Raw genomic sequence first — 15,338 nt, 5'->3', positions numbered from 1 at the left:
GTTAAACTGCCAAAATTTTCAAAAGGAAAAGGTGAGCCTTATGATCACACATTTTTCAAAATTGACATTACAGACAGTATCTATTCAAGGAGTTCAGCAAGTGTATGCAGACCGTCTCGGTTTCACAGTTTTATCAAAAACGGATCGAGAGATTACATTCAAGGTAACACCACATGTTTCTTTATCCTTCGTAGAGGCAAGTGAACCAATCTCTCCGGCTCATTTTGCTTTTCAAGTGCCATATTCAAGGTTTTATGAATCCGCCAAAAGGATTCATGAGTCTGGTCTGCTCATTGCTAAATGGGCAGATGGTCATGAAATTGATGAGGAGGATGGCAGATTGAATCTGTATTTTCGTGATGGGGATGGAAATCTTCTTGAAATCATCGCCCATGACTATGTGTCCAGTGGAGAGTGTTCCATCTTTTAGAGAGTGGTTAAAATCCAATTTAGGCATGAAAACCTTATCCGATAGAGAAATATTTAATTTCGTGATCAGTGGAACCGCATATATTGTTGCGAATTGGAGAGAAAGACCTTGGATTCCCATTGCAATGAAAGCTCTTCCACCCAAAATGCAGGTCACATTTGGAACACCTGATCTTTCATTTTTGCAGGGAATACAGAAAAAACTTGAAAATGGCAATATTCCCTTTGAATCTAGCGAAAGTGAACTATCCTTTTATTTAGAAGGGTATTTATTTTCTGTACAGTACACTCCGAATTTTTCCTCCGATATTCCGAGAAAATTGAAAATCCCCCTTTCTGTTGAAGAAAAATAAACACGCGGCAGAAAGCGAGCTGCCGCGTGTTAGGGTCATATTATTCCACACCCTCCGCCATAACGGCCCATGCATTCGGCAAATAACGGCCCCTGTGGTAGGGAGAGGAAGTGCTGGTGATAGCTTCACCCTTATAAAGCATCATCGAGCTGGAACCGCCGTCCATCGCCATTGCCGTAACAACACCACGCTCCGCCAATAACTCGGCCATGTCATTCATGCTGGCTCCGATGGAGTGACTGGGCTGACGTCCATCTATGACGGCGAAAACGATGGTGCCGTCTTCTTTTTGCCCAATCGCGGTGCGCGGTTGAATGCCCCAGCTCTTGGCGGGCTTGTCTGCGAACAGGTTTTTACCATTGACGATCAGCTGCGGGCGGAAGCTCATGGCATCACGAACCCCCATTTTCACCAGTTGCTCGGCGCTGTAGCTGCCTGTCACCAATTTCCCATCGTACGTGATCCCCAGTGCGGTTTCGCCTGTTTTGGGATTGTAGCTTTGCAGGATCTTGCCGTCTTTAATAACCACTCCGTACGCTTTCGCTCCCTTGCCATAGCCGTCCGGATCGTGGAAGCCACTTGCGTTTACGATTCCGATGGCGTTGGTTTTCTTTACGAATTCGTCCAAGAGGTCTCCGCGATCTTTCCGATTGGTAATCAACAGTTCTACTCGTTTGGGGTCATGAATGTACATGATTTTTCCCCTGAAGAAATAATTGCTCTTGGTCACATAGATGTCTTCTATTTCAATGAGTTCCTTGGGTTTCTCAGGTTCCGGGTCAACTACCTGAGGGAGAGTGGGAAGAGCCATTGCTGGCTTATCGGGCTCCGACTCTGAATTGATCACTTCCGGATTCTTGATTTGCTGCCGCAGGGCATTCAGCTTTTCTTCTGGTAAAAAGGTATAGGGTGCCCAATAGTCATGCTGTGTGGTCAAAAGTGTACCTGCGGCCCATTCGCGCAGTTCTTCACCCACTTTGGTTCCGAAAAGAAAGATCATCCCAATAAGTGCGAAAGAAGTGAAAGTAAGCGTGCTTACAAGTAAAAAACGTTTAACCCAGCGAACGGGTCGTCGCCGAGAGCCTTTCTTTCGCTTGTGTGTCCTGGCCCGTGATAACGTCTGCATCGAGTTCACTCATTTCCTAACTGTGTCTATAGGTAAGGACGTAAAAATGGGTAAAAAGTTTCAGGGAATGAACGTAAAGGAATGCAGGGCAAGCTAACTCCAGGAGGTGAGGCGTGTGCGTGGATATGACGACCAGTTTCAAAAAGAAGTAGAGGAGTACATGGAGAGTGAAAAGGGGACGCGGAATCAGACGACAAGCCGGGATCGACACGACCAGATGGAAAAACAAGAGACCCGTATGGATTCCAATAACGGTTAATGAATGGCTGGCGAGGTCCGCATTTGGATTTCGCCTCTTCGTTGTGACCACTGTTCCGTCCGGGCAAAGTGTGGTAAGCTTACCCAATGCAAGATTTTCAAGCCAGGAGGGTTCTTGTGAGTACCACGTTTGCTGATTTACACATTGGAGCATCATTACTGCAAATTTTACATGAGCGTAAAATGGAAACGCCTACCCCAGTTCAAGCGGAAGCGATTCCTGTCATATTGGAAGGAAAAGACGCCTTTATCGAATCACCTACGGGGACAGGCAAGACATTTGCTTATTTGCTGCCAATCCTGTCCAGGATGGATCTCGATAAAAAGGATGTACAGGCGATCGTTTTGGCACCCACGCATGAACTAGTCATGCAAATCGCCCGAGAAGCAGAAGGACTGCTCCCGTCTCAGGATTCAGCCGTTCTCCCTTTGATTGGGGGAGTGGATGTCAAACGTCAGATAGAGCGCCTGAAGAAAAAACCCATTCTGATCATCGCTACACCGGGAAGATTGCTGGAGTTGATTGATCAGCGCAAGCTAAAGGTCCACGAAGTAAAAGTCGTCGTAGTCGATGAAGCAGATCGCATGATGGATGCTGGCTTTGGCAAGCCTGTTGCAGACGTAATGAAGCGAACACTGCGAGATACACAGCGCCTATTCTTTTCGGCTACAATCCCGACGGAAGTGATTCAGGCAGCCTCGAACCTATCCCGTGATGCGGTAGTCATTCGCGCTGCTGCACCAGAAGGAGCAGCAGGAGTTGCTCATATGTATCTGGTAACAGATCCGCGCAGAAAAGTGGATACACTGCGAAGGTTGCTTCGACTGGTAAATGTACGGTCATCAATCGTGTTCGTCAATCAGATTGAAAAGGTTGACGAGATCGTATCCAAACTCAACTATCACCATCTGCCATGCCGTCTCCTTCACCGGGAGGCTTCAAAAGAAGAGCGTGCACGTACCATTCAGCAATTTCGCGACGGAGTTTTTCCTGTATTGATCACGACAGATGTATCCGCCAGAGGGATTGATATCCCCGGTGTAGAGTGTGTTGTCCACTACGATCCTGCACCTGATGCTGATACCTATGTGCATAGAAGCGGACGTACCGGACGGATGGGAAGAGCAGGACTTGTCTTTTCTGTTGTGACCAACCAGGAACTGTTTATCGTTCGCAAGTTCGCCAAACAGACCGGGATCTCCATCACGGAGAAGCAAATGGCGTATGGCGCTTTGGAAGCTCCAAAAGCCGAGCGAAAGCCAGAGCAACGAGGAAAAGCCGGCAGTGAGCAAATCAAGCCGACCAGACAAGGAAGTCCCGGTAAACCGGAAGGAACAAAGACTGGTCAGGGTAGACCAGATGCTCTGAAGAATCGGAAGCCAGGCAAGACACGTACATAAGAAGGACGACTTTGGAACAAAGTAGGACATGAGTACCTCATTCTTGTCATGATGGAGGTTTTCATGCGCAAAGATCGCTTGTATGAAGAAGATTTGCTGGTAAATGGCCCGGTTGGCGGAGAAGTCCTGTCCAAGCAAGAACGGCAAGTGTTGAAGCGTGAAGCTGGAGAGCTGAAGGAAAAGATGGAGAAGGCGAAACAAGAGCCAATCTCTGAGTAAAGGCAGAAGAGCAGTGCGGAAGTGGTGCGTTGTCACTACAGAAGTCCTGCTCTTTTTGCGCAGGAAAAGGTTGCTATCGCCAAGCAGTCAATTTGCATGAAAAGCCTGACCGTTTGACCTCATTTTGTTATAATCATTTCGTTGCGATGAAGTGAGGAGCGAAATGACAATGAAATTTAACATAGATTGGTTATCTTTTTATTTGATCGAGCAGCCAGAGAACGAGGATTCTCCCAAGCAGGTGCGCATGACTCGGTACCTGAGCCATGATGATTACGAGAAAAGCGAGCTTCACGACTTTTTAGACGGAGAATTTGCCCGTATTGCAAAAAGAAAGGTAGAGCTGAATCCCAAAAGTGAAGGCTCGCCTACGAAGCTTGGACAGTTTGTGCTCGAGCCTGGACATCCGCTCGAGTCCAATCCCAACTACGCCCTTTTGTCCAGAATGCTGAGTGCAGAAACAACAGGAGAGAGCAAGGAGCCTTGTCAGGAGCTGGTTCAATCCTATCTGCGCACCTCGCAAGTTAGAGGCGGCGTTCTAATCATCGTAAGAACCCGATTGGACCTGTTGGATGAGCGCTATCTGTTTATCCTCAAGTGTGATTTTGAACAGAAAACAGCGGTGATCACGGATGAAAAAAGTCTGATCGCCAATGTTCAGATGGCCATCAATGCGAAGAACATGAAGTCACTGATGTACCCTTACATGATCGAATCTGGGATGAATGATCCTTACCATGTGAAGATTCATCAGTTTTCGCACGCCAAATATTTTGAGGAATTTCTGCGGTTTATTGAATACCCGCAGACGATCACGCAAATGGTCTCCGAAGAGGTGATCTCGCTGGCGAGGCAGCATATTGAATATTCTTATCCAGAGCAAACAGAGGAAAGACAGCGGGAAGAAGAAGCGATTGAAATCATGGCGGCCAGTCCCAAGCGAGAGCTAGCGGAGAAGTGGGAGCACGAGACCGTCATGGAAGCGATGCAAATCATTACGGATCGTCAGCCTGAGGTTGAGCTGAAATTCAAGCTGGACCATATGCAGGTACGAACGCTGCTGGCTGATTACGGTAGCAGCCTTCACATCGCAAAGGTAAATGGACGTTATTTGGTATTGCTCGAGGGGGAAATGCTCCAGTTCGAGCGTGGAGTATCTCCCGTGGAATTCGTCAAGCCAAAGGCATTGTCTGAGATTGTGCAGGAGATCGAAGCGCGTGGTCCTGTTAGCAGACAGCCGGAGCCCCCTACGAAGCGGAGCGACGATGAGGAGCGCCCCCCCTGGGAGTAAGATCGAAAAGGGAGTTGAAAGCATAGATGGCTGAAAGGAAGAATGAGAACCAGCAGCGTATCAACACCTCGCTCATCGGACAGAACGAACGTATCTATCCGGTCTTGCGTCACGCAGGTTTGGTACAAAAGGAGAGGGAGCGCTGGGTATACCAACCCCATACGGCAGACACGGTCATGCTCTATGCGCTGGATCAGGGCGATGGATATTCGTTGATCGAGCAGCGGATGCTTCAGGAGGCTGGATGGTCAGAAGAAGAGCTGCATCGGCTGGCGATGGACAATTTACAGCAGCTTCCATTTACGGTGAAGACACAGGAGGTTGGCGGAAATCGCATTCATTTTATCAGTCCGGCTGACGGATATGCAGCAAGTCGAATTTTGCTCGAACCGCTCTTGCGCGATTTTGACCGGCAGAAAACAGGTGATACGCTCGGAGTTGCTATCCCTCATCAAGATGTGTTGATTGTAGCCGATCTGGTTGGAGATACCGGCGCACACTTGCTTGCGAGATTGACGTATGATTTCGCGTCGAAAGGACAGGTGCCGATTTCAGTATTGCCATTCTTTTGGGAGGATAGGGAATTGACTCCATTCCTCGTGGTGTCGCATGGAAATGAGACGCATATCAAGCGCAGTCCTGAAAACGAAAAAAGATAAGCAGTCAGAGCAGATATAGGCTCAAGTACCTGGTGTAAGCGTTCCTCTTATACCAGGTTTTTCTTTTGCTATGGGTTCAAGATAGGTGTTTGAGATTCGACAGATGATTGTGGTAGGATGGAAATATACAATATCTGGGAGTTGAGCCTATGGATCACGATCGTACACTGCTTTCCTTTCAAGGAATGGCGGACTGGATAGAGGGATTGCGAGATGTAGACGATGAGATTTGGATAAAGCCGACAGCGACTGAGAAGTGGTCGATTGCCGAAATTTTATCCCACCTGATGTTTTGGGATCGCTATTTGATTTCAGATGTTCTTCCATCCGTTGTGAAAGGGCAGGAGGTTTCGTTTCCGGCCTTTGATTCCTATAATCAAAGGGCTGCGGATTATGTGCGGTCCGGCTTATCCAAGACCGAGTTGATCGAGGAAGCGATCCTGGTCAGGGATCGACTGGTATTGGAACTGCTTGAAATGCCAGCTGACTTCCGAAACAAGCATGTGCTGGTAAATGGGGATGCTCATTGCCCTCGTACTGCGGTGCCCTATACGCTCTCATACCTCGTTCACGAGTTCTACGAGCATGACCAGCATCATAAAGCACAGATCGAACATTTCCTAAATGAGCTGATCCAGCCTAAATAGAGAGGATCTTTTCCTATGAATACATTTTCATCCGCTTCGAGCACGAGGACAGTCCTTGCGAGATGCACTCTTCATGGATCAGGATGATGCCACACGTCAGCGTTTGAGGAGATCCAAGCAGAATTGGAATCCGTAAAGGAGCTCAAGCCGGCCTATGTCTTGTTCCATTATCCAAAACCGGTCATTCTCGATAATAGGGTGAATTGGGAGAAGTGGAGGTTTGCAGATCGGCGAGAATACGTCTATGAAAGCGAGTACTCCTTGGCAGAGTTCGCAGAAAAGAGTGCCTGTCTGTTTGCATGGCTAGACAAAAAAAGTGAAGAATATCTCTTCACTCCTGTTTTAGAACTGGATGCATGCAACCGCTATGTGTATGATACGCAGATCGTTGAGGACTTACTGCTCAAGCACCCCCGCGTAAAGCTATGCCTGGATACGGGTAGATTGTTCCTTCAGGAATGGATAGATCCGTATTTTGACGCCAAGAAAGTTTTGAAGAAATACGCGAGGTACGCAGAGACGATTCATCTGTGGACCACAAAAATTACAGGGGATGAAGTCGCATACAACCATTTTCCCGCCCTTCCAGACTGTCAGCCAGGAGCTGGATGGGCTCCGATTGAAGAGTATTTGAAAATCATCCGGACGGAAAATCCGACTGTTAAAATCGTTTTCGAGCATCGCTCTGAGCAAATTAGCGCGGAGCAGCTCGAACGCTGCTACAGATGGGTGGATCAGCTTCTTCACGGAAAAATGGTTGAGGCTTGATCGTGATACGGCTTTCGACATTCAGTTTTAATCAAAGAGGGACACAGCTTTCACACCGTATTCCATCCAACGTAGCGTCTGATTATAGGTATCGGTATCGATGGAGGGGAGATCAACCGGCTCATCAACCACTTTGAGCCAGTCATCATCACGAAACCAGTCTATCCCATCTGCAGCAGAGTGAGTGGTATCAGGCCACGCTTTTGTTAACGATGGGCTATACAATTTTGAAGCTCCCTCTCTTCGTTCATCTCCGTTTAGACGGAGGCGATAAACATGTTCATAGTCCACAGAGGATGGTTTTACCGGAGTAAAAAGATGTGGCCAATAATCGGCTCGAGATCCCGTGTGGGGGATCCGGAATGCAAATTGACGGATGCTGTTTAGGCGGACCGCATTTTTGTAGAGAAGCTCGTACAAGGCCTTCCCGATCGCGATACGTGCGGAGAGCGAAGGGAAGTCATGGACTGTCATTCCGACTAGCTGGAGACGTTTGTCTGTAGGGTGTTCTTTGTACGGAAACAAGATCTGGGTTAATGAGAACCATGACTGCGCGAAATAGGTGAGCGTTGAAAAGATGCGATGGACAGTGATTGGCTTTTGCACCACACGCTGCTCAATGTACTGTTGTTCGTTCACAATCAAGGCTTTGGTCAGCTTTGCGCTGTCCTGTGTAGTTAAAAACGCTTGCCAGAACACACGCATGAATGTAGAGACTCCGAGAGGTGCTAGAAGGGACGTCAGGTCTCTTTTCGTCCGCTTCATTTCCGCATAGAGCAGCAGCTGAGCATAGGCATCGTGAAATATGAGCCAATTGCACCGTTCCAAAAACCAGAAGTATGACTGTATTGATGACTCGTCCATCAAAAAAGGCAGCCATTCTCCACGCAGATCCGTCATATTCCAGCCGCCGTTGCGTGATACCAAATGGGCGAGCAGCGCCCAATGGATCTCCTCATGTTCTTGGTAGAAATGGAGATAAGCCTGAGTTCGCGTCACATTGTTGCGATTGAGCTTGGCTGTCTGCTCCCGAATCTTGGCCACGAGAGCTTGTCCATCTAATGTGATCACATGCATAACCTGAATATGCTCCTTACTGTATGTGAGTGAGGGGGGTGTCAAAGCACGGGGCAAGAGACTTTCATTTGGCGGTGAAAAAAAGCAGGTCTTGGTGGCGACCCGCCTTTCTATTAGCCAATCATTTCTAATACAAGTAATCGAACAAGTAGTTTTTCTTTGGCTTCTTCCCATGTGTTACCAAAGATGACGACTTGCTCGGACAAGTATTCAGTTTCTGCAATGTAAATACCATCCTGTTCGTAGATGTTCATAAAAGATCGTCCTTTCTGCTGCCTTTCAAGCATTTTATGCTAAGATGTGTAAGATGATGCATACTGATGCTTGAAAATGTGTTTTTAGAAAGGTGAGAAAAGATGAACATCATGCTGACAGAAGAAGCCCGGCAGCGTCTAGAGGAGCTTGTTCATGAGACCCAAACCATTCGAATTAACGGAGAGCTGGTCGGTGGCTGCGGGATGAACGTAGAGTACTTTATTTGGTGGGATGAGGCCTTACCAGATGATCTGGTCAAGAGAATCGGCAACTGGACGTTCGTGGTGGACAAAGAAACGATTGGTTATATCAGTGACGATCAGTTGAAAGTGGATTATCGCCCCCAACAAGGGTTTCGACTAGTCACTCCTCAGCAAATCCTCGCTTATGGTTTACAGGTCAAACAACGGTGGACAAACGCCTAACGGACTTATTTAGGCACAAACTGCAGGATAAAGGCCAGGATCCCTGCTGCGATCAGTGGACCTACCGGAACTCCCCGGAAAAACGTCACTCCAATGATGGTTCCAATCAATAGACCCGTGACGACCAGCGGATTATCTGTCATCAAGGAGGTCCCCTTGCCTGCCAGATAGGCGACGAAAATGCCGATTGCTACAGCCAATAACGATTGCCAGTTCGTAAAGATGAGCAAAAAATTCTCAGCCTTAACTTTGCCGCTGGCAAGTGGAGCAAGTACTCCGATGGTTAAAATAATAATACCAATCTGTAAACCGTACTGCTCAAGGATCGGAAATACCTTATCTAAATGCATCAGCCTGCACAATAGCAGGATGGCGACAGCGATGGAGACGGTTGGATTGTTTCCGATGACACCGAGTGCAAGAAGAATGAGCAGGAGTATATTGATAAAATCCATAGCTAGGGTGCTCGCTTTCTGTTTTTTTCTAGTATATCCATCTCCTATTTTCGTGTGATGATAATGAAATACCATCAGATATGAAAAAACCGGCCCGAAAAAGGACCGGTTTCTTTACTTTTACTAAACTTTAAAACCAGGGTTCCAACATCCCCACGGGAAAACCGGTTGGCTCGTCTGAATCGGGAAAGCGACCCCAAGCAAACACGCCGTTGAAGTACTCAATTGTAAAAGGCTGATCATAATCAGCAACACTGTATTTTCCACCGATACGGAACTCATTGGTACCGAGATAGTACGATTTCGCCATGAAGTACTTTTGTTGAATAATGGCAAACTGAGAATTGTCACCAGACTTTTTTTTCTCTTCCGCCTGTTGGTGAAGCAACTCCATTTCTTCCTGCAGTTCTGCCAAGGTCATTTGACTGTATAACCGCACCGTATTGACCTCCTTTCCACACAGGTATATTGTAGCAAAAGACAAGGGAAAAGGCGATGGATGGAGAATCACCTACATGAAGAGGGGGAACGATGATGACCAGATTTGATTTGACGAACAGAACAGCCATTGTGACAGGAGCTGGCAGAGGGATTGGACGAGCACTTGCGGTTGGAATTGCAGACGCAGGAGCGAAGGTAGCCGTGGTGGCACGCACAGCTACTGATCTGGAGGAGGTAGTGCAGGAGATCGAACAGAAGGGCGGAACAGCATTCCCGATCGCAGCCGACCTGACAGCTTCGGGGACAGCGGACGAAGTGGTTGCCAAAACGATTGAGACACTGGGAGGTCTGCATATCCTGGTGAACAACGCAGGGATGAACATACGTAAAAAGGCACATGAAGTATCCGAAGAAGAATGGGATCGTGTCGTGGATCTGAACCTGAAGGCCACTTTCCAGCTAAGTCAGGCGGCGGGCAGGGTCATGTGTGAACAAAAGTACGGCAGGATCATCAATATTGCTTCAGTAGGCGGAATCGTAGCACTTCGTACAGGAGTGGCGTATGGCTCCAGCAAAGCGGGTGTGATCCAGATGACACGTATCCTCGCATTGGAATGGAGCAAATTTGGTGTGAATGTGAATGCGATTGCACCTTGGTATTTCCGCACACCTTTGACAGAAGGGGTGCTGAGTGACGAGACGTTTTTGCAGGAGGTGCTGCAGCGTACGCCAAGCGGTCGTATTGGAGATGTGGAGGAGCTGGTCGGACCTGCGATCTTTCTTGCGTCGGATGCTGCTGCCTACATCAGCGGGCAAACATTGGCAGTAGATGGCGGAATGTCTGTTTACGGGTTTTAGTGAAAATAAAAAAAGGGCATTCCTATGCAGGAATGCCTGAGTCAATTGGGGGCGATTGAGAAAGAGAGCTGATGAGATCTCCGTTTGGTTTTGCTCTCACCCAAAACCAAATGCAAGATCCAGTTTTCATCACCGTATGCATAATTCATGGAGCGAACCATCTAACCATGCATACGGTGATGAATTCCAGTCGTGAACACGACATCAGTTCACTTCTCAATGCGTTGAAAAAGAGCTTACGAAGAGATCATAACAGAAGAAAGTAAACTGTGGATAAAAAAATAATAAAGTATTGTTAAAATTATTTAGCAAAAATATGGTTGGATATTCTTAGCGTTTGCGTTCTTGACCAGATCCAGGACGATGTTGCCGTGTTTGGATTGAAAAAATAGAGAGAGCCATTCGTTGGATCATGTCCTGCTACAGCATCCCGTACAGCCTTTCGTGTGCTTTCATTTGATTTAGAGCTCAGATTGCCGTCATGGACGGGTGAAAACGCATTGGGAGCATAAATAACCTCCCGAACCGTGTTAGGAAATCCAGGTGACGCTACCCGATTCAATACAACAGCAGCAATTGCCACTTGTCCCTCATACGGTTCTCCCCGGCCTTCCGCATATACCAACCGGGCAAGCAGTTCCATTTCCCGCTCCGAGATTTTGACTTGTCCGTTACGGGCAACCGTGCGTACAGCATCTTCCCGGCTGACCTGAACTTGTTTTCGATCTGGTGCAGGATTGGTAGATTTGGTTTCAGTCTTTTCCAATGTATTCTTTTCAGCAGGAAGCAGTGCTGGTCCTGCGAATGCTATTGGTTGTGGAGCATGCGCACTCGTTGGTGTCACAAATAGACATAAAAGCAACAAACCAAAACTGTTGAAATAGAAGAAAAAGCGCAAATGCGCTTCACGTTCAAACATGTAGGAACCACTCCTTTTCGCTTATTGCTAAACATTGCGGAAGCGAATCGGGTCTTTGCATAGTTTAGAGGTAAAAAGGGAAGAACGCAAGAGGGAATCGGTACCAAGGTACTATTTACTTTTTGGATAATCGTTATTTTTAGGGAAAAAGTAAGCGTTTCCCCCTAGTTCTTTCTGGGCCGATTTGCATAGCGGGGAGATGTCAGAAGAAAATAAAGGATTAGACTGACGTGGGTGATTAAAACCAATGTGAAAGGATAAAGGGGGGTGGTATATGTTGGGTTTGGACGAAGAAATAACAATTAGTGAATATGATTCTGAGTGGCCATCATGGTATATCGAAGAAGCATCGTTGTTGGCACACTCTGATCAGAAATCAGATTTCGTTGCTGACCTTCTAAGACGCGCAAAAAATGAATAAAATAACAGCGATAGTCTAAGAATTTATTTTCTTTCTCAAGACTATCGCTTATTTTTTTGGCCAGTCTAAAACTTTTTTCGCGAAAGCTGTATGATTTAATATCGGAAAAGAGGATATCATCAACATGTGAAGTCTATTCCAGCGGAGGAACATGAAAAACACCGCGTTTCGCGCGGTGCTTTTCTGCTTGTACCTTTTATTTTTCGATAATGGTAACGGATTTGATCGTAATCGGTTGCTCGGGAACACTTTGTTCGTTGGTTTGCGGATTTGCTTTTACTGGAACTGCTGCGATCTTTTGAACGATGTCCATCCCGCCTGTCACTTTTCCAAAGATCGTGTAGTTCGGAACATGCTCCAGACCCTCAACCTCTTTACCAGAACCGATGAAGAACTGGCTACCATTCGTATTCGCGCCAGCGTTTGCCATCGCGACTACACCGGGTTCGTACTTATGACCATTGTTCAGCTCGTCTTCAAACGTATACCCAGGTCCACCAATTCCTGTACCGAGTGGGTCACCAGTCTGAATCATGAAATCCTTGATGATACGATGGAAAGTAACATTGTCGTAGAACTTGTCTTTCGCTAAGAAAACGAAATTGTTCACTGCGATGGGTGCATCTTTCTCAAAAAGATCGATAGTGATATCACCCATGCTGGTAGAAATGGTAGCTTGGTAATCTTTATTCTTGTCAATCTGCATTTCCGGAGCTTTGTCGTACTTCTTCTCACCTGTTGGTCCAGGCGGTTGTGCCGGCTCTTTAGAGACAGGTTCCTTCGCAACAGGAGGCGGCGGCTGTGTGGTTTCGGCTTCATTGCCGCCACTTGAACAACCAGCGACCAAGGCGATTGCCGTGAGACAGGCCAGAATAGTAGGAAACAGTCGTTTCATCTCATGCACCTTCCTTCGCTTTTTAGCTGTGAGTGAGCTACGGTTTCGAATTATAGCACAATCTATAGGTAAAATGCCAATCCTCTATGTATCTATTTTCGATTCATGTTATGATGTAAGGAAAAATGACAAGGGTGAGCGGAATGGGAGAAAAATTTGAAACAAAGGCAGTACACATCAGCCATCAACCGTTGCGACATGCAAGAAGCAAATCGACTCCAATCTATCAAACCTCCGTATTTTCTTTCCAGGGGTTGGAAGAGGTGGAGCAATATTATGCAGGTGAAGGGGAGTACTTGTATTCTCGAAACGGAAATCCCAACCCTACGGAGCTGGCCGATGCGATCACAGCTTTGGAGTTCGCAGAAGAAGGGGTCAGTGCAGCTTCAGGTATGGGAGCCATCATGGCAGGCTTGCTGGCTGTGCTGAAAACAGGGGATCACGTGCTAGCATCCCATGAAATTTACGGTGGGACCTATGCATTGATGCACAAGGAGCTGTCCCGAGTAGGCATCGAGCTGGAATGCATCAATCTCAATGAACTGACCACACTTGAAGGATATGTACGTCCAAACACGCGCCTGTTTTTCCTGGAAACTATCACGAATCCTCTTCTGACTGTTGTGGATATGCCGTATTGGATCAAACAGGCCAAGCAGTTTAACCTGACAGTGATGGTAGATAATACATTCGCGACTCCATACCTGGTTCAACCTTTCACGCTCGGTGCGGATCTGGTTGTTCATAGCGCAACGAAATACATTGGAGGACACAGCGATGTGACATCCGGGGTTCTCGTAGGAAAAAAAGAACTGGTTAGTCGTGCGCGAGAAATCGTCGTCAACTACGGCGCATCTCTTAGCCCGTTTGAAGCCTGGCTGACGGCACGTGGACTCAAGACCTTGGCGATTCGGATGGAACGGCAATGTGACAATGCCAGCCAGGTAGCTGACTTTTTGAGAAACCATCCCGCGGTCTCGCAAGTGTATTATCCAAGTGAAGCGCACACCCGTTTTTTTGCCCGTAATAAACAAGGAGCGATGATTTCCTTCTCTCTAGCAGATGAAAGCCAAATCTATTCCTTTTACCGCAAACTGAATTGGATATCCTTTGCGCCGTCTCTTGCGGGGGTAGAGACTTCTGTTTCACACCCCGTCACAACCTCCCACCGTGCCTTTACGGAAGAGCAACGAAAAGCAACGGGGATCACGATGGGGCTGGTTCGACTTTCGGTCGGGATCGAAGCGGTAGTCGATATCGTTGCTGAGCTGGATCAAGCATTGAAATAATAAAGAAGTATAAATTTTTTGTAAAATTTGTCACTTTATGCCCCGTCATTCGTATTACCGAGTTAGAGTATAGGTAGAATATTCACTTATCTCGGATAATACGGAGTGCTTCCAGGTTGGAGGATTTCAAGATGGGTATGGCAGTGCAGACGATTGCTCCCCCATCGGCAACTACCAAAGCGGACGGAAGTTATTATGAATCGCGCACTTTTTGCGAATTGTACAGCGAGTTTTTTGGACGGATCAATTGTTATCTGCGTTCCCGTGTGCGAAATCGCTGGGATGCGGATGACTTGACTACAGTCGTCTTTATGAAAGCGTGGGAAAAGTTCGAGCAATACAGCCGGGCGTATCCATTTGCATCCTGGATTTTTCGAATTGCACATAATACGTATGTTGATTATGTTCGCAAACACAGGGAGGTTCCCGTCGATCAGGCAGAAATGCTGGGCAGTGAAACAGATGACACCTGGCAGCCAGAGCTGCATGCGCTGACGAGTGAGGAGTTCAGTCTGCTTCGAAATCGCCTAGACTTGTTGTCCCGCAGTCAAAAGGACGTGCTGACTCTCCGCTATTTTGCCGGTCTTAAGATCAGTCAGGTTGCCGATGTGTTGGGAAAAACAGAATCGAGTATCAAAATGATTTCACATCGCGGGTTGCGCAGGCTGCGCATCATGTATGAGCGACGTGCTCTTTTGGAATGACGCGATGACCGATAAGGAATGAGTTGGAAGAAAGCGACTCATCGTGTAGAATGAAAAACGTGTTGAGAGAAAGGGAGGTTTTCATTCGTGGGTGATCAAGAAATTCAGATCATTGATTTTGAGGAAATGCTGAGATTCATAGAAAGTCGACTCGCGTCTGCGGGATTGTACGCGAAGCGAGATGCCATTATTGCGATTTTGCAGGCCGAGGAAGCATTCCTTATGGAAAAAGGTGTTTTGCAAGAATACAACGAGTAGGTCATCCGACAATCTGCCCAAACGGCGGATTGTTTTTTGTTCTACTATCGGAAAGTTTAAGTGCGCTAAAGCGCTAAAAAGATTAGCGGAAGATAGTATAAGTGCAACTAAGGCTCCGCCAAAAGCTTGGCGTAGCCAAGTTTTCTAAACATAGAAGTAATGGATTTCTTGTGCATTTCCAAAAGCTAGT

20 protein-coding genes and 1 pseudogene are annotated in these 15,338 nt (G+C 47.1%); 14 read left to right on the top strand and 7 right to left on the bottom strand.

Annotated elements, in window-relative coordinates; all coding sequences use genetic code 11:
• The first annotated feature begins 40 nt into the window (after positions 1 to 40).
• Positions 41 to 782 (top strand): annotated as a pseudogene (locus EDM52_RS12705) (VOC family protein).
• A gap of 40 nt (positions 783 to 822) precedes the next feature.
• Here the strand turns inward: EDM52_RS12705 and EDM52_RS12700 are convergent.
• On the bottom strand, positions 823 to 1,908 hold the full coding sequence (locus EDM52_RS12700; RefSeq protein ID WP_122909352.1) for a phosphodiester glycosidase family protein: 1,086 nt from the start codon (positions 1,906 to 1,908) through the stop codon (positions 823 to 825).
• Between the two features lie 115 nt (positions 1,909 to 2,023).
• Here EDM52_RS12700 and EDM52_RS24690 point away from each other — a divergent pair, with 115 nt between their 5' ends.
• The 7 genes from EDM52_RS24690 to EDM52_RS12675 all read left to right on the top strand — a co-directional run bounded on the left by EDM52_RS24690 (position 2,024) and on the right by EDM52_RS12675 (position 7,151).
• Entirely contained in the window at positions 2,024 to 2,167 is a 144-nt protein-coding gene (locus EDM52_RS24690) for a hypothetical protein (protein WP_183185060.1), read from the top strand.
• Between the two features lie 116 nt (positions 2,168 to 2,283).
• Positions 2,284 to 3,567, top strand: coding sequence for a DEAD/DEAH box helicase (locus EDM52_RS12695; protein WP_122909351.1), 1,284 nt, complete (start codon positions 2,284 to 2,286; stop codon positions 3,565 to 3,567).
• Positions 3,568 to 3,630: 63 nt separating this feature from the next.
• Positions 3,631 to 3,786: a hypothetical protein gene (locus EDM52_RS24685; RefSeq protein WP_183185058.1), complete on the top strand. Its 156-nt coding sequence runs from the start codon at positions 3,631 to 3,633 to the stop codon at positions 3,784 to 3,786.
• 169 nt (positions 3,787 to 3,955) lie between these two features.
• Positions 3,956 to 5,077 (top strand): DUF3900 domain-containing protein, encoded by a 1,122-nt coding sequence (locus tag EDM52_RS12690; RefSeq protein WP_122909350.1) that lies wholly within the window; start codon positions 3,956 to 3,958, stop codon positions 5,075 to 5,077.
• Between the two features lie 26 nt (positions 5,078 to 5,103).
• Complete coding sequence (locus EDM52_RS12685) at positions 5,104 to 5,736, top strand: DUF1444 family protein (RefSeq protein WP_122909349.1); 633 nt, start codon at positions 5,104 to 5,106, stop codon at positions 5,734 to 5,736.
• A gap of 149 nt (positions 5,737 to 5,885) precedes the next feature.
• Positions 5,886 to 6,383, top strand: coding sequence for a DinB family protein (locus tag EDM52_RS12680; RefSeq protein WP_122909348.1), 498 nt, complete (start codon positions 5,886 to 5,888; stop codon positions 6,381 to 6,383).
• A 123-nt stretch (positions 6,384 to 6,506) separates the two neighbouring features.
• Entirely contained in the window at positions 6,507 to 7,151 is a 645-nt protein-coding gene (locus EDM52_RS12675) for a hypothetical protein (RefSeq protein WP_122909347.1), read from the top strand.
• Positions 7,152 to 7,178: 27 nt separating this feature from the next.
• On the opposite strand, the gene EDM52_RS12670 is transcribed toward EDM52_RS12675, so the two are convergent.
• Together EDM52_RS12670 and EDM52_RS24680 are read right to left on the bottom strand one after the other, a co-directional pair.
• Positions 7,179 to 8,228: a DUF2515 family protein gene (locus EDM52_RS12670; protein WP_122909346.1), complete on the bottom strand. Its 1,050-nt coding sequence runs from the start codon at positions 8,226 to 8,228 to the stop codon at positions 7,179 to 7,181.
• Between the two features lie 113 nt (positions 8,229 to 8,341).
• A complete protein-coding gene (locus EDM52_RS24680) occupies positions 8,342 to 8,482 on the bottom strand; it encodes a hypothetical protein (protein ID WP_183185056.1) in 141 nt (46 codons plus the stop codon).
• Between the two features lie 102 nt (positions 8,483 to 8,584).
• Between EDM52_RS24680 and EDM52_RS12665 the strand changes: the two genes are divergently transcribed.
• Positions 8,585 to 8,908 (top strand): iron-sulfur cluster biosynthesis family protein, encoded by a 324-nt coding sequence (locus EDM52_RS12665; RefSeq protein ID WP_122909345.1) that lies wholly within the window; start codon positions 8,585 to 8,587, stop codon positions 8,906 to 8,908.
• 5 nt (positions 8,909 to 8,913) lie between these two features.
• On the opposite strand, the gene EDM52_RS12660 is transcribed toward EDM52_RS12665, so the two are convergent.
• Together EDM52_RS12660 and EDM52_RS12655 are read right to left on the bottom strand one after the other, a co-directional pair.
• Positions 8,914 to 9,363: a DUF441 domain-containing protein gene (locus tag EDM52_RS12660; protein ID WP_122909344.1), complete on the bottom strand. Its 450-nt coding sequence runs from the start codon at positions 9,361 to 9,363 to the stop codon at positions 8,914 to 8,916.
• Between the two features lie 130 nt (positions 9,364 to 9,493).
• Positions 9,494 to 9,802, bottom strand: a complete 309-nt coding sequence (locus EDM52_RS12655; RefSeq protein ID WP_122909343.1) for a YfhH family protein — start codon at positions 9,800 to 9,802, stop codon at positions 9,494 to 9,496.
• Positions 9,803 to 9,897: 95 nt separating this feature from the next.
• On the opposite strand from EDM52_RS12655, the gene EDM52_RS12650 reads away from it, so the two are divergent.
• Positions 9,898 to 10,662 (top strand): SDR family NAD(P)-dependent oxidoreductase, encoded by a 765-nt coding sequence (locus EDM52_RS12650; RefSeq protein ID WP_122909342.1) that lies wholly within the window; start codon positions 9,898 to 9,900, stop codon positions 10,660 to 10,662.
• 301 nt (positions 10,663 to 10,963) lie between these two features.
• Here the strand turns inward: EDM52_RS12650 and EDM52_RS12645 are convergent, their stop codons facing one another.
• A complete protein-coding gene (locus tag EDM52_RS12645) occupies positions 10,964 to 11,581 on the bottom strand; it encodes a cell wall hydrolase (protein WP_122909341.1) in 618 nt (205 codons plus the stop codon).
• A 274-nt stretch (positions 11,582 to 11,855) separates the two neighbouring features.
• Here EDM52_RS12645 and EDM52_RS24345 point away from each other — a divergent pair, with 274 nt between their 5' ends.
• Positions 11,856 to 12,002: a GrpB family protein gene (locus EDM52_RS24345; RefSeq protein WP_148038751.1), complete on the top strand. Its 147-nt coding sequence runs from the start codon at positions 11,856 to 11,858 to the stop codon at positions 12,000 to 12,002.
• 196 nt (positions 12,003 to 12,198) lie between these two features.
• Here the strand turns inward: EDM52_RS24345 and EDM52_RS12640 are convergent, their stop codons facing one another.
• Positions 12,199 to 12,897 carry a peptidylprolyl isomerase gene (locus EDM52_RS12640; protein WP_122909340.1) on the bottom strand — a complete coding sequence of 233 codons (699 nt, stop codon included), beginning with the start codon at positions 12,895 to 12,897 and terminating at the stop codon, positions 12,199 to 12,201.
• Positions 12,898 to 13,040: 143 nt separating this feature from the next.
• Here EDM52_RS12640 and EDM52_RS12635 point away from each other — a divergent pair, with 143 nt between their 5' ends.
• The 3 genes from EDM52_RS12635 (at position 13,041) to EDM52_RS24675 (ending at position 15,148) form a co-directional block, all read left to right on the top strand.
• Positions 13,041 to 14,186 carry a trans-sulfuration enzyme family protein gene (locus tag EDM52_RS12635; RefSeq protein ID WP_183185054.1) on the top strand — a complete coding sequence of 382 codons (1,146 nt, stop codon included), beginning with the start codon at positions 13,041 to 13,043 and terminating at the stop codon, positions 14,184 to 14,186.
• Between the two features lie 131 nt (positions 14,187 to 14,317).
• Positions 14,318 to 14,890: an RNA polymerase sigma factor gene (locus EDM52_RS12630; protein WP_122909338.1), complete on the top strand. Its 573-nt coding sequence runs from the start codon at positions 14,318 to 14,320 to the stop codon at positions 14,888 to 14,890.
• A gap of 87 nt (positions 14,891 to 14,977) precedes the next feature.
• Entirely contained in the window at positions 14,978 to 15,148 is a 171-nt protein-coding gene (locus EDM52_RS24675) for a hypothetical protein (RefSeq protein WP_183185052.1), read from the top strand.
• Positions 15,149 to 15,338: the final 190 nt, after the last annotated feature.

This window comes from Brevibacillus invocatus, assembly GCF_003710915.1.
Classification (GTDB): Bacteria; Bacillota; Bacilli; order Brevibacillales; family Brevibacillaceae; genus Brevibacillus; species Brevibacillus invocatus.
The sequence above is the reverse complement of the archived record's forward strand: the minus strand, read 5'-3'. Positions and strand labels throughout refer to the sequence as shown.

Bases quoted from the DNA above. Each gene is read 5' to 3' on its own strand.
- EDM52_RS12665 (WP_122909345.1), top strand. From the start codon at position 8,585: ATGAACATCATGCTGACAGAAGAAGCCCGGCAGCGTCTAGAGGAGCTT.
- EDM52_RS12650 (WP_122909342.1), top strand. From the start codon at position 9,898: ATGACCAGATTTGATTTGACGAACAGAACAGCCATTGTGACAGGAGCT.
- EDM52_RS12635 (WP_183185054.1), top strand. From the start codon at position 13,041: ATGGGAGAAAAATTTGAAACAAAGGCAGTACACATCAGCCATCAACCG.
- EDM52_RS12670 (WP_122909346.1), bottom strand. From the start codon at position 8,228: ATGCATGTGATCACATTAGATGGACAAGCTCTCGTGGCCAAGATTCGG.
- EDM52_RS12660 (WP_122909344.1), bottom strand. From the start codon at position 9,363: ATGGATTTTATCAATATACTCCTGCTCATTCTTCTTGCACTCGGTGTC.
- EDM52_RS24345 (WP_148038751.1), top strand. From the start codon at position 11,856: ATGTTGGGTTTGGACGAAGAAATAACAATTAGTGAATATGATTCTGAG.
- EDM52_RS24685 (WP_183185058.1), top strand. From the start codon at position 3,631: ATGCGCAAAGATCGCTTGTATGAAGAAGATTTGCTGGTAAATGGCCCG.
- EDM52_RS12640 (WP_122909340.1), bottom strand. From the start codon at position 12,897: ATGAAACGACTGTTTCCTACTATTCTGGCCTGTCTCACGGCAATCGCC.
- EDM52_RS12645 (WP_122909341.1), bottom strand. From the start codon at position 11,581: ATGTTTGAACGTGAAGCGCATTTGCGCTTTTTCTTCTATTTCAACAGT.
- EDM52_RS12700 (WP_122909352.1), bottom strand. From the start codon at position 1,908: ATGCAGACGTTATCACGGGCCAGGACACACAAGCGAAAGAAAGGCTCT.
- EDM52_RS12680 (WP_122909348.1), top strand. From the start codon at position 5,886: ATGGATCACGATCGTACACTGCTTTCCTTTCAAGGAATGGCGGACTGG.
- EDM52_RS12685 (WP_122909349.1), top strand. From the start codon at position 5,104: ATGGCTGAAAGGAAGAATGAGAACCAGCAGCGTATCAACACCTCGCTC.
- EDM52_RS12630 (WP_122909338.1), top strand. From the start codon at position 14,318: ATGGGTATGGCAGTGCAGACGATTGCTCCCCCATCGGCAACTACCAAA.
- EDM52_RS12690 (WP_122909350.1), top strand. From the start codon at position 3,956: ATGAAATTTAACATAGATTGGTTATCTTTTTATTTGATCGAGCAGCCA.
- EDM52_RS24680 (WP_183185056.1), bottom strand. From the start codon at position 8,482: ATGAACATCTACGAACAGGATGGTATTTACATTGCAGAAACTGAATAC.